Source organism: Botrimarina colliarenosi (genome assembly GCF_007859955.1).
Taxonomy (GTDB): domain Bacteria; phylum Planctomycetota; class Planctomycetia; order Pirellulales; family Lacipirellulaceae; genus Botrimarina; species Botrimarina colliarenosi.
In genome coordinates, this window is the sequence record NZ_SJPR01000001.1 from 409,298 (window position 1) to 423,015 (window position 13,718).

Annotated in this window: 7 protein-coding genes; 4 read left to right on the top strand and 3 right to left on the bottom strand. The window is 65.1% G+C overall.

Annotated elements, in window-relative coordinates; translation table 11 throughout:
• Positions 1–53: 53 nt before the first annotated feature.
• The 3 genes from Pla108_RS01680 to Pla108_RS01690 all read left to right on the top strand — a co-directional run bounded on the left by Pla108_RS01680 (position 54) and on the right by Pla108_RS01690 (position 5,395).
• Positions 54–1,511, top strand: coding sequence for a class II fumarate hydratase (locus Pla108_RS01680; protein WP_146442061.1), 1,458 nt, complete (start codon positions 54–56; stop codon positions 1,509–1,511).
• 44 nt (positions 1,512–1,555) lie between these two features.
• The gene (locus Pla108_RS01685; RefSeq protein WP_146442063.1) at positions 1,556–2,797 is read left to right on the top strand and encodes a tetratricopeptide repeat protein; all 1,242 of its coding nucleotides are present in this window, start codon (positions 1,556–1,558) and stop codon (positions 2,795–2,797) included.
• Positions 2,798–3,139: 342 nt separating this feature from the next.
• Positions 3,140–5,395, top strand: a complete 2,256-nt coding sequence (locus Pla108_RS01690) for a tetratricopeptide repeat protein (RefSeq protein WP_197526139.1) — start codon at positions 3,140–3,142, stop codon at positions 5,393–5,395.
• Positions 5,396–5,508: 113 nt separating this feature from the next.
• Here the strand turns inward: Pla108_RS01690 and Pla108_RS01695 are convergent, their stop codons facing one another.
• Entirely contained in the window at positions 5,509–8,391 is a 2,883-nt protein-coding gene (locus Pla108_RS01695; protein WP_146442069.1) for a hypothetical protein, read from the bottom strand.
• A gap of 113 nt (positions 8,392–8,504) precedes the next feature.
• Positions 8,505–9,374: an acyl-CoA desaturase gene (locus tag Pla108_RS20745; protein ID WP_197526140.1), complete on the bottom strand. Its 870-nt coding sequence runs from the start codon at positions 9,372–9,374 to the stop codon at positions 8,505–8,507.
• Between the two features lie 796 nt (positions 9,375–10,170).
• Here Pla108_RS20745 and Pla108_RS01705 point away from each other — a divergent pair.
• On the top strand, positions 10,171–11,487 hold the full coding sequence (locus Pla108_RS01705) for a PQQ-dependent sugar dehydrogenase (protein ID WP_146442071.1): 1,317 nt from the start codon (positions 10,171–10,173) through the stop codon (positions 11,485–11,487).
• Between the two features lie 226 nt (positions 11,488–11,713).
• Here Pla108_RS01705 and Pla108_RS01710 read toward each other — a convergent pair whose 3' ends face one another.
• A complete protein-coding gene (locus tag Pla108_RS01710) occupies positions 11,714–13,549 on the bottom strand; it encodes a hypothetical protein (protein WP_146442074.1) in 1,836 nt (611 codons plus the stop codon).
• Positions 13,550–13,718: the final 169 nt, after the last annotated feature.

Consider the following 13,718-nt stretch of genomic DNA (forward strand, 5'->3'; position numbering starts at 1 on the left):
GCTAGCGGCTGCTGGGCATTCCCACTACCCCCCCTTCCGACTTCCCACTTCCAATGACGAACGCCGCCACGCGCACCGAGCGCGACACGATGGGCGAAATGCAGGTCCCCGCGGACGCCCTCTACGGGGCGTCGACAGCGCGGGCGGTCGAGAATTTCCCGGTCGCCAACCGGCCCCTCCCACCGGCGGTGATCCACGCCTTCGGCCACCTCAAGGCGGCCTGCGCCGAGGCGAACAAGGGGCTCGGCAAGCTCGACGCCAAGATCGCCAACGCGATCATCGCCGCGGCCGACGAGGTCGCCCAGGGGAAACACGACGCCCAGTTCCCGGTCGACGTCTATCAGACCGGCTCGGGAACTAGCACGAACATGAATGCCAACGAGGTGATCGCCGCGTTGGCCAACGACAAGTTGGGTCTCGGCCTGACGACAAAGGCCGACGGCGGCGTCCACCCGAACGACCACGTCAACATGGGGCAGTCGAGCAACGACACCTTCCCCACAGCGATGTGCATCGCGGCGACGATGGCGCTCGGCCCGCTGATGACGGCGCTCGACCGCCTCGAGGACGACCTGGCGCAGAAGGCTGATCAGTGGGACGGCATCGTCAAGATCGGCCGCACCCACTTGATGGACGCCACGCCGATCCGCGTCGGGCAGGTCTTCTCGGGCTACGCCTCGCAGATCGCGGGCGCCGCCGAGCAAGCCGCGACGGCCCACATGGTGACCCGCTCGAACCTGCCGATCGGCGGCACGGCGGTCGGCACCGGCATCAACGCCCACCCCGAGTTCGCCGGCCGCGTCGCCGCGGCGTTGACCGAACGGCTCGGCCTCGCGGGCGAAGACGACGACGAAGACGACATCGATGACGGCGGCTTCCTCGAAGCGGCCGACCATGCCGAGGCGCAAGCCGCCAAGGACGACTTCGTCGAGGCGCACGCCTGCCTGAAGACGATTGCGGTGGCCCTCTCAAAGATCGCTAACGACATCCGCTGGCTCGGCAGCGGCCCGCGCTGCGGCGTCGGCGAGCTGATCCTGCCGGCGATCCAGCCCGGCAGCTCGATCATGCCGGGCAAGGTGAACCCTGTTATCTGTGAGAGCGCGATCCAGGTCGCCTGCCGCGTTATCGGCAACGACGCGACCGTCACGATGGCGGGCATGGGCGGCATCGGTTCGATCTTCGAACTCAACGTCGCGATGCCGGTGATGATCGACGCCTTCCTGGAATCGACGTCGCTGCTCACCAACGTCTCGAATGTCTTTGTCGATAAGCTGTTGACGGGCCTCGAGGTGAACGAGACGCGTTGCGCCGAGCTGCTCGACGCGTCGCTGATGACGATCACGGCGCTCGCGCCGGAGGTCGGCTACGAGAAGTGCGCCGCCCTCGCCAAGCAGGCCCACAAAGAGAACAAAACAATCAAGCAGCTGGTGGGAGAGCTCGAGCTCATGCCCGCCGAGCGCCTTGAAGAGCTGATGGACTACGACCGCATGACCCGCCCCGACGTGGTCTGAAGCGGTCGCAATCAACCAACGACTAACCCAACCCTCGGCGTCGCATGGATGCGTGCCTGAAACCCCTCGCCGACACCGCCACCGTCCTGGTGCTGGGGTGGGCGTTATGCGCCGCGGCAGTCGCCGAGGACGCCATCCGCCTGCCGGCTTGGGTCGAGTCGACCGACGACTCCGCGGCGGTTGAACAAACGGTCTACGAGGCCGCGCCAAGACCGCTGGTGAAGCCCGCGTCGCCGGCTCGGGAGCTCCCGCCGCCCCGCTTGTTGGCGACCGAGGGATTCGCCGACGACGACGCCCGTCGGGTGAGGCAGCTCGAGCACGCGGCGAACGGGGCGACGACGATCCACACGCTCACCCGTCTGCTGCGACGTTACGAAGAGACGATCGCCGCGTTCGGAGAGGCGACCGACCCCTCCCTGCGCGAGCAGGCCAATCGCGTTGGCAGCTGGGCGCACCACGCCCGGGCGAGGCTTTACACACAAGTAGGGAAGGCGGAGGCGTCGCTGATCGACCTCCGATCGGCGACCGACGCCAACCCCGCCAACGCCGCCGCGTGGCACGACCTGGCGGTCGCGCTGGCCGAAACCGGCGAAACGAAGGCCGCCCTCGACGCCCTCGACCGGACCCTGCGGATCGACCCCGCGTCGAACGCCGCCCGCCAGAACCGCGCCTCGCTAAGGCTCCAGGCCGGCGACCCCGAAGCCGCCGTCTCCGACTGCGACGCGGCGTTGGCGTCGGCGCCAGAAGGAGCCGCGGAGCGGGCGGACGTGCTGCTCTTACGAGGCGTCGCGTTGCACACGATGGGGCGGCTCCGTGAGGCGGCCGCCGACCTCGACGAATCGTTGCGCCTCGAGCCGCAACTCGCCGCTTGCCGAACCGCCCGCGGCCACGTCTACGCCGAGGCGGGCTACTACCAGCAGGCGATTACGGATTATCGCGACTCACTCGACGCCGACCCCACCAGCGTGGAGGCTTACCGCTCGCTGGCCTGGGTGCTGGCGACCTGTCCCGAGCGTTCGCTGCGCGACCCGGCGATGGCGATCGAAGCCGCCTGGCGGGCCCGTCGCGTCCTCGGACGTGACGACTTCTTGACGCTCGACGCGAGCGCCGCGGCCCACGCCGCGGCCGGCGAGTTCGCCGAAGCAATCCGGCTGCAGCAGCGCGCCATCCTGATGGCGCCGCAGTCGGCGGATGAGTCGGCTACTGCCGAGGCGCAACAGCGTCTGCGGCTCTACGAGGCGGGTCGCGCCTACATAGCAGTCGGCCCCGCCACGCTCCGACGCTAAAGCCCCACGATGTTCCCCCTCCCTTTCAGGGAGGGGTTAGGGGAGGGTCGGCGGCGTCCGTAGGCTCCCATCTTCCTGGCCTGGGGATTCATTGGCACAGGCGAGCGTCCCGAGTTGGCGCCCCGGGTTGGGGAGTGGTTTACCCTCCCCTAGCCCCTCCCTAGTAGGGAGAGGGACCTCTACGCCCTGGCGGTCTGGGCGGACTTTTCCGGATTTGCCGATTTTCCGGCCTGTTTCGGTTACGTCGGCGGCCGGTCGAGGTCGATGAGAACGGCATCGCTGAGTTCCGCGCTGGGGCTTGGTCTTTCGCTGCTGCTACTCCGACTCGAGGAACGTGCCGCCATGCTCAGGCGCCAACCGCTACTCTTGACCGGCTGCCTTCTTGGATCGATGGGAATCGCCGCCAACGCGGCCGAACCCACCGGCGTCGCCTTCGCGGGCGACTTGCAGTCGATTGACCGCGCTATGCTCGATGCCGCGCAGCTGCCGCTGCCGTCGGTCGCGTCGGGCCCGGTGCTTACGCCCCGCACCGCACCGCAAAGCGCTGCGACGTCCGCGATGGGACGCCCCGCGCCGGTCGTGCCCGCCGCCTACGCGGCCGAGATGCGGCCTCGCACCAGCGACCAACCCGAAACCAAGCCCTCGTTCTTCAGCCGGCTGAAGCCGAGCTGGCTGTTCAGCAAGAGCGAGCCCGAGCAGCCGGCGGTCGATCCGTTCGCCGCCGCCATCCAAGACGCCCGGATCCAGACCGTCGGCGCCGCGACGCAGCGTCGTGACGAAGGGGTCGAGCGGATCCCGTCCTACGTCCAGCAAGGCGCGCCGCGGCCCGCCGCCAACTTTCAGACTCAGCAAGGGCAAGCCTCGCGGGCCGGGTCGCCCGCGTTGAAGCCGATCGCCGCGGGTTCGAAGCCCACTCGCAACGGCGGCGTCGCCGTGCGGAGCGGGGGCGGTCCGAAGCGTGGCCTGCTCTCCGGCCTATGGGGCTCGGACGACGCCGCCGAATCGCCGGCCGTCATGCCGAAACCGCAAGCACGTCGCCCGTCGACTTCGACGGCGTCAACGGCTCCCGTGGCGCCGACCCGCATCGCCCAGGCGCCCGCCACGGCGCCCCGTCCGATGGCCTACGCCCCTTCATCCGCGACGCCGTTGCCGTCGAACGATTCGCGGTCGCTCGCCTCGTCGGGCGTCGTGATGATCAGCGACGACGCCGGCGCGTCCGCGTCGCCGGCCGGCCGCAAGCCGTCGCCGATCGCGATGGTATCGCCCGAGAAGCCGCTGCCGACGACGAGCAGCAAATCGACGCCGAAGCCGATGCATCTCACCAGCACGCCGCAGGTGACGACGCTCGAGAACCAGTTCGCCAAGGCGCAAGGTCCTCTGGCGACACCCGCCTCAACCCAGCCGCCTCACGCCCAGCTGCCTTCTTCCGAAGACGCCAAGGTGGTGAGCAAGCCAGCCTCCGCGCCGGTTGTCGTCTCACTGCCGCCGAACCCGATGCCTGCCCCGCTGCAGCAGGCCGCGGCGGAGCCAGTCGCCGCGGCGGCAACGCCGGCCCCGGCCACTTACGCCACGACGTCGCCCAGCCGTACGGAGCAGGCGTCACCGTCGGACGAAACCAGCGAACGCGCCAAAGCCTTGCTCGCCGAAGCGCACCAACTCGCCGCCACCGCCGCGACCGCCGAGGACTACTCCGGCGTGCTGCAACGTTGCCGCTACGTGTTGGCGATCGACAACTCGGAGCAAGCCGTCGCCTACGCCAATCAGCTCGCCGGTTGGGCGCTCTGCAAGCGGGGCGAGGTCCTCGAGGACGCCGACCGATTCGCCGAGGCCAAGACCGACTACCAAGACGCCCTCCACTGCGACGCCGAGTGCTGGCGCGCCGAGCACGCCCTGGGCGTGTTGGCGGCCCGCGAAGGGAACAACGAGGAAGCCTTGCGGCGGTTCAACCGCACGCTGCTGCTGAACCCTGAGTTCGCCAAGTCGTACTCGAACCGCGCCGCCCTCGCGGTGCAGAACGGCGATTACGAGTCCGCCCTCCGCGACTACCAGCTGGCGATCGAGATCGACCCCGACCTCGAAGCCGCTCACACCGGCCGCGGCCGCGTGTGCCACTTGCTCGGCCTGCTCGACGAGGGGCTCCGTCACCTCGACGCCGCCGAACTGCTGTCGCCCGACGACGCGATGATCGCCACCGGCCGCGGCGACGTGCTGGTCGACCTCGGACGCTATGGCCAAGCGAAGGCCGCCTACGAACGGGCGATCGCCCTCGATCCCCAGCAGCCGGCCGCCTACCGCAACCTCGCTTGGATGCAGGCGACCTGCCCCGTGGACGAGTTTCGCGACGGCGCCGCCGCGGTCGTTAACGTCCAGCAGGCGGAAGAGCTCGCCGGCGGGGCCGACGACCTGACGCTCGACACCAAGGCCGCCGCGCTCGCCGCCGCGGGCCGCTTCGACGAAGCCGCTGCGGTGCAGCAGCAAGCGATCGACGCCGCCCCCACGGCCGACGCCGCTTACAGCGAGCGGCTGGCGATGTACCGGCAGGGGACGTCGTTCACCAGCCAACCGGTCGCCGTCCGCCAAGCAACGTACCTGAAGTAGTCGGCGACAACGCCCACTACCAACCGATGAGAGCCGCCCGCCGAAGCCTGAGCGGGCGGACAGAGAAGGGGGGAAGCGAAGGCCCGGTCACCGCAAGGCGACCGGGCCTTTCGTTATTTACGGCGGCAAACTAGGAGGAGGTTTGCCAGCCCGACGGCGAGGAGCAAGCCGTTGGGCTCGGGCACAGTTTGCGTCCCATTGTTCGAAGCGACCTTGCCGTAGTTTGTCACCCAGACGTCGTAGTCCTCCTGCGACACGTCCCCGGGGGTTGTATCCCCATTCAAAGTGACCGATTCGTTCAGGTTGTCTCGCCAAACCGTGTAGTCGGCGGCGTCGACGACGCCGTCGCCGTTGTAGTCGCCATCGAGGCCGGGCAGTTCGCCCACCGTGAGGACCGTATAACCACCGAACGAGTCAAACACCTGTTGGATGGTGTAGTCGACTCCCGGGGTGGCGTTCAGAATGCTCTCGTAGGTATCGCCGTCCCAATAAAACACTGCGTCCGCGTAAACGTCACCAAAGAACTCGCTCGCGGTGTTCGCAAGACGCCTTCCTCCGTTTAAAAAAACGAATTGGCCCCCCTCACGCATCTTAATTTGGGCGACATCCGAACTCCCAAAGATAAAATTCAACGAGAACCGTCCCCCTCGTTCCAGGAGTATCTCAGCCGGTCCCGATTCACTCGTCGAGCTTGGCTGGAATGAAAGGAGATCCGCCTCAAAGTGTGATCCCGCGCCCGAGACGACCAATTGCGTGTCGCCCGCATAGAGTGTCGTTACACCAAAGCGCGCCCGTGCGATTGCGCCGCCTTCGACAACAAATCGGGCGCCGCCATCACGACCCATTTCCAGTTGGGAAGAGGTAAAAAAGGCGTTTTCTCCTCGCACTGTCACACTGGCTCTCGGCAAGCTGCAATCGGTACAGGCCCCTCCAATTTCGGTGATCCCAAAGTCGTTGTTGACGCCCCCACCCTCCACATTCACCACGCCGCCGTGGGCAACGACTATCCCGCGGGGCGCCAACTGCGAGTCTGAATCGCGAATGGTCAGGGTCCCAACAGAACCTCCCTGACCACCAATGCGGGTAGGTCCCGAACCGACGTAGGCGTCCTGCTCGATCGTGAGCGATCCGTCCCCTGAAGTTCCTATGTTGAGTGAGTCGTTAAACCAAAACGTGTTCGCCCCCTTCACCACAGCTGTGCCGTTCGATCCGGGATGGTATCCGAGGTAGGCCTTGCCCGAACGAATCTTCTGTCCATCGGCGATCGTCAACGAGGCTGAACCGTTGTAGCCGACGCCAAGCGATCCTTTGGCGGGGCTTGAGGATTGGGCAGAAAGTTCGATTGTGACATTCTGACCCGGCTCTTGATTGATCGTGAATTGCTGGTCAAGGGGGTGCGTTGCGTCAAAGGTAAGGTCGAAATCGCTCACCAAGCCAGTCGTTCTAATGACACCTGCGCCTCGCAGATTTGCTGGCGCCGCGATCAATCCGCCAACCGAAATCGTGGCCCCATCAAGAACAACGTTGCTGCTGGCGTTGACGATCAAATCCTTGTTGACATTCAGCGTACTGTCGGCGTCGATTGAGAGCGTCCCCGATCCTTCGGGGCCGAGCGCTATCGAGCCCGCCGAGACACTGCCGCCCGACTCGACCGTCAGTGAGCCGGCGCCGTTTCGACCAACGGTGATTTCGCCGGCGGAATTCCACAACGTCCCCACGCCAGAGACGACCGCGACCCCATGGGAACCGGTGTGGTAGCCGAGTTCACCACGACCCGAGTAAACCACTTGGCCGCCGGAGAGACTCAGCGTACCGGCGCCGCGAAAACCGGCCCCAAGCACCGCTTCGCTTTTACCTGTCCCACCGAAATCAGCATTCAGGGTGACGCTCTGATCGGGCAACCCGTTGAAGAGCCATTGCTGTTGTAAGTCGGCAGCCGACGCGATCGTGACGTCGATGTCGCTGACAACTCCGCGAGCGTTGATCGTCCCTGTCCCGAGAAGCTCAGTAGGCGAGGCGAGGAGTCCCTGCGTCTCGACCACTCCGCCGTCGAATTGAACGACGCCGGTTCCATTCGAGCCACGTCCCACATAGAGGTTGACGGCGTTCACCGCTCCGGCCGACCCCACCTGCAACGTTCCCGCGGCGTTGTCCCCGACGACAATGTCGCCGCCGTCGACGACGCCATCGTTATCGACCCTGAGAACGCCCGTCGAATTGCCACCGATGTAAACGCCCCGCGTGCCTCGCAGTTGCGACCCGATGTCGGTCACCGTCACCAGGCCCGACGCGTTGGAGTGTCGGCTCACATAGACCTCGTCGGCCAAGACGCGGCCCCCAGAGTCGATGCTTAGAATGCCGGTCCCGAAGTTGCCGACGTAGACATCGTTTATGTAGCTACCTTCGACGTCTAGCAACGAGTTGGCCCCGCTGACAGTCACTTGTCCCGTCGAGCCCAACCCGTCCGCTATCGTGACGACATCCGCTGACACCTTACCGCCATCCATGACGTCGAGGACTCCGGTCCCCGCCGCCCCAACTTCAAGCCAGCGATTAATGATCCATCTTGATCCGGCGCCGGTCACCAGGGCGTTCCCCTCAGCCCCCGAGCGTGACCCGAGGGAAGCCCAGTAGCCGTTCACTTGACCGCTGTCGGCGATCGTCAACGTCCCTTGCCCCCGATAGCCGAGGTAGATCCAGCTGTCGTTCCTCCAGGTCGAGACCGCGCCAGAGACCGTGATAGCGCCATTTCCCGTCGTGGCATACCCGACGTAGGCGTCATCGTTGGCGACATAGCTGCCTTCGTCGATCAAGAGCGACCCGACGTTCGTGTCACCGACATAGAGATCCGTGGTGGTCCCCAAGTCCCACGGATCCGCCACGCCGTCGTAGGCCGGGCTATAGTCGTCGGTCGCGGTGATTGCCGCGTCCGAGCTGGCGGCGGCCACCAGACAGAGGAATACCGCGACGGCTCGCTGTTGCGTCGAGAAGGACATTGTTGTCGAACCCCCAAAGGAAGCGGCGGGCTTGCGCCGGGACAGCAGCCCCGACTTTAGCTAACGCTAAATTCCGTGGAGGGCTTCATTTTTCCTGCCCTTCACCGTTCCTTTCACTTCCGGAACGCTCGGGGCCGTATCACGTCGCGCGCCAGTCCGACACGCTCCATCCCGAGTATAATCAGGTACATCAGGTCGAATTCCCACCATCGGTGCCAATTCGAGGCGCTGGCGGGTTCGGCGTGGTGGTTGTTGTGCCACCCCTCGCCGCTGCTGAGCATCGCCACGAGCCAGTTGTTGCGGCTGTTCTCGTCCGTCTCGTAGTTGCGGTAGCCGAACAGGTGGCTCAACGAGTTGACCGACCAGCTGATGTGCCACACCACGACCGTCCGCAGGAAGACCCCCCAGACCAGCAGACTCGCCCCGAGTTGGACCCCGGCGGCCGGCTCACCCGTCATGGCGAACCCCGCTACAAAACCGACGACCGCGTAGAGCAGCGCATGGGCGGCGTAGATCAGCAGCGGCAGCTCGCCCCGTTGCAGCCGCAGGTAGAAGGGCGTCCGCAACACGTCGCGGGCGTAACGCTCGAACACCGAGAGGCTACGCACCTTGGGGTTCGCCATCAACAACCATCCGAGGTGTCCCCAGAACGCCCCTGCGAGCGGGCTGTGGGGGTCGTCACGGTGGTCCGCGTCGCTGTGGTGCAGGCGGTGGGCCGCCACCCAACTCGCCGGCGAGTCCTCCAAGCAGCAGACAGCGACCACGACAAACGCCCGCTCCAGCCAGGCAGGCACCGCAAAGCTGCGGTGGGTCAGCAGCCGGTGATAACAGAGGTTGATCCCAACCGCCCCGTAGAAATAAACACCGGCCACGAACGCGATCACGCCCCACCAGCTGAACAGCCAAGGGGTGATCACGAGAAGCGCAAGCAAGTGGATCGCCACGATCGGCGTGGCGTAGCGCCAGTTGACGGCGTGGATCACCCCCGAGGGAAGCTCCAGCCGTCTTGTCGATGGAGCCTCTGCCGATGGGGCCACTGCCGATGGGGCCACTGCCGATGGGGCCACTGTCGACGGGGCCACTGTCGATGACGCAACGCGCGACGCGACGCGACGCGAGGCAATGCCGTCGTTCTCACCGCGGCGACGTTTTCTTCCTGCCGATTCGCCGCACGCAAGGGGGCGTTCATCCGATCTCTCCATGTCGGAGCAATATTGCTGCCTTGGCGAGAAGCGTGGTCCACGAGTCGACCGCTCACCAAGAATTTAGACCGAGGATAGGCGTGTCTCTTTCATCCAGCAAGGAATTCGTAGGAGCGATCCTCACCTTCTAAATCGCGACCCGAAAGGCTGCGCAAGGTGACTGCTTTACGGTGACCAAACCGCCGACAGAGCCGACTCCACTGCGACCACTTGGGTCCCTTTCGCACCAGCTCGCCCGACGACCAGCGACGTGTTGCTCGACTAAGGCCAGCGACGTGTTGCTCGACTAAGGCCAGCGACCTGTTGCTCGACTAAGGCCAGCGACCTGTTGCTCGACTAAGGTTGTCGCGTCGCTTAACTTTCTGAGCCGTCGATGTAGGATACCCCGCTTCAGCACTGCTAGGTTTTCGTGCTAGCCGCCCTACCGACGCGTCATGACCACCGGGAGATTCGCTCCCCACTGGCCAACCATTCGCCGGCGACAGCACGTCGGCCGGCTAGCGATTCGCCAAGCTAAAACAAGCGTTGCTGACACCCGTCACGAGCCGCCTCTTTGAGCCAACAGAGACCTAGAGCCATGCGAACTCCGTCCGAACTGATCGTCGTCGCCACCACCTGCTTGCTGCTTGGCGGGGGCGTTCCGGTCGACGCCGAAGTCGTCGAATCGCTCAGCGACGCCAAGAAAGCCGAGCTGGCCTCGCAGCCGCCGGTGACCGTCTCGACCGCGGTGGGCGACCTGAAGTTGCCGCCCCCTTACAAGTCGAAATCGACGACCAAGAATAGTAAAATCGTGCCGTGGCCCGAGGGCGCCGGGCCGCAAGCGCCCGACGGTTTCACGGTCACCAAGTTCGCCGAGGGCCTAGAACACCCGCGCCGGGTCTATGTGGGGCCGAGCGGCGAGGACTACTTCGTCGCCCTCAGTGACGACGCCAGCAAGAGCGCCAACCGCATCGTGCTGCTCCGCGACGCCGACCGTGACGGCGAGGTCGACGAGACGTTCGAGTTCGCCAGCGCGGCGAACGGCCTCAACCAGCCTTACGGCATGGCGATCGTCGACAACCACTTCTACGTGGGCAATGTCGATTCGGTGATGAGGTGGCCCTACCGCGAAGGGATGACGCAACTCGATGGCGAAGGCGAGCAAATCGCCGAGCTGCCGGCGGGCGGCTACAACCACCACTGGACCCGCAACCTGCTGCCGACCAAGGAGGGCGACCGCCTCTTGGTGACCGTTGGCTCCTCCAGCAATGTCGGCGAGCACGGCATGGACAAGGAAGAGCGACGCGCCGGCATCCTCGTCATGAATCCCGATGGGTCGGACGAGGCGATTTACGCGTCGGGCCTGCGGAACCCGGTCGGCATGGACTACAACCCGGTCACAGGCGAGCTATGGACCGCGGTCAACGAACGCGACGAAATCGGCGACAACCTCGTCCCCGATTACATCACCAGCGTCCGCCGGGGCGGGTGGTACGGCTGGCCTTACTCGTACTACGGCGACATCCGCGACCCGCGGTGGGCCGAGGAGCCCCACACCGACTTGGTCGACAGAGCGATCGTCCCCGACGTTCCCGTTGGGGCGCACACCGCCTCGTTGGGTTTAGCGTTCTACACCAAGGAAGCGTTCCCCGAGCGTTTTCGCGGCGGGGCATTCGTCGGCCAGCACGGCTCTTGGAATCGGTCCAAATTCGCCGGCTACAAGGTGCTGTTCGTGCCGTTCGACGAAGCGGGCCGTCCCCAGCCGCCCGAAGACTTCCTCACCGGCTTCATCGCCGACGGCGACGCGAGCCAGGTTTACGGCCGCCCTGTGAGCGTCGAAGTCACGCCGCGGGGCGACCTGCTGGTGAGCGACGACGACGGCGGCGTCATCTGGCGCGTGTCGTACAGCGATTGAGGCTCGGCGCGTTATGTTGACGGCCTTCGGCGAAGAAGGGCGTCGTTAAGTAGCGGGGCGGTCCTTTCTCCGCTGCTGCCCGAGGCAAGCGCCTGCGGCTCAAGTGGGGGGACCGCCCCTCGCAACCGTGCCCAGTAAGTCCGGCCGCCGGCTTCTCTCGGCAAGTTGGCGGACGATCAGGCGGTAACTTCATGTTCGGCCGAGCTTACGGCGACCGAGCCTTTCGTTATTGACGGTGACAAACGACGAGAAGATTTGTCAGCACCGCGGCGAGGAGCAAGCCGTTCGGTTCGGGCACGGGTTGTGTCCCATTGTTCGGTGTTACATTGCCGTAGTTCGCGGCCCAGACTTCATAGTCTTGCTGCGTGACGGTTCCAGGGGTCGTGTCGCCCGGCAGAGTTGCGTCCGAGTCGAGCCGGTCGCGCCAGACGGTGTAGTCGACGGCGTTGACGACGCCGTCGCCGTTGTAGTCGCCATCGATCGTCGGCAGCACGCCGACGGTTAGCAGCGTGAAGCCAGCCAAGTCGCCGCCGCCCTGATACTCCAGCGTGTAGTCGACGCCGAGCGTAGCGGACAGCAGGGTCTCGTAATTGTCGCCGTCCCAGTACCGGATTTCGTTGATCTCCGTTCCATCGAGAAACTGGGTCAGTGAACCCTCCCTGTCCCCCGGCAAGGCGAGACGCCCACCGTCGCGCAAGGCGAAGCCGGGACCCTCATAGGTCGAGTTCAGCGCGCTCTTGAGGCGGGTATTCACCTTGAGCATGGCGCCCTGCTCGACAAGCACCGAGGTTGGGCCAATGGTATCCGACGCGCCAAAACGCCAGCTATTGCGTTTAATCTCCAGGAAGTCGGTCTCTACCTGTGACTCGGGGCCTGTGACTAAGAGTTGCCCCGGATCGAACCCGATCGACCCAACTCGGATCGCGGGCGAGTAAACGCGGCCTCCCTCCTCGACGCGGAGCTGCGCCGCTGAGCTGCTGCCCACCGCTAAAAAGTTCTCGGTCGCTATCTCGCTACCAGCCCCCGTCACTGTGACAACGGGGAACGCGTCTCCCCCGGAAGAAGCGCCTCCGATAATAAAGTAGTTCGCGACCTGCACCTTCGCGGCGTCATCGACGACAAACGGCGTGTCACCGCTGACATAGACGTCTTCCCCCGTGAACAGAGACCCAACCCCACTGACCCGCAGTGAGGCGTTTGAAAAGTAGCTTCCGATATCGGCGTTGAGGGCGTGCAAGTGAGCCCCCTGCTCGATTACCACCTCGCCCACCCCACTGTTACCGGCCGCGAGGTGGTTCGTGATCTCCCATGTGGAGCCTGCGCCGGTGATAATGGCTCGACCGTTTGAGCCGTAGCCCTTGCCAAGCGTTCCATATTCGGACTGAATGTTTTGGCCGTCCGAGATGGTGAGCGTTGCCGAGTTGCGGAAGCCGGCGCCGAGATGGTGAAAGCTCCCGGTGGACACCGCCGGCGACAAGTGTAGTTCGACGTTCTGCTCGGGAATGGAGTCGAACAAGAAGTCCTGCGAGGTCTCATGGTTGGTGTCGAACGTGAGGTCGAAGTCGCTCACCAGCCCATTGGCGTAGATGGCGCCATCGCCCTCCAAAAAGTCGGGCGAGGCGAAGAGACTGCCGGTTTCGAGGATTCCACCGTCGAACTGGATCGCGGTTGGGTAACTCGAAGAGACGCGATGCACCTGGGTGACGCCGCCAACTATCGCTCTGCCGCCATCAACCAATTCAAGCCGCGCCCGACCTCCGTTCCCCAGGAACAGGTCCGACACGGTCTTCAGAATCGCACCGTCGCCGACAACCGAGATCGCCCCGTCGCCACCACTTGAGACGCCAAAGTAGGCCTTGCCGGCCAGCACCTGGCTGTCGCCGTCAATCGTGAGGGTCCCCGCCGCGGTGTTGCCGACGAAGAGATCAATCTCCGGTGCGGGCTCCCACGGGTCCGACACGCCGTCGTACGCCGGGCTGTAGTCGCCGGTTGCCGTGATCGCCGCATCACTTTTGATGGCGGCAATCAAGCAAAGGAGCGTTGCTGCGGTTCGTAGTCGCATCAAAGAAAACAACGTCGTCAAATCCGTCGAAAAAGGCGCCGGCGGGAGCCACTCAGGATAGCCGCAGACCGGGCCGGAAAAGCCAACTTTTTGCGTCAAAACCGCTCACGCTGGGGGTCCGATTAGGGCGGCATTTTTCTCGTCCCCCGGTGTTGTCTGCGCATTTCTA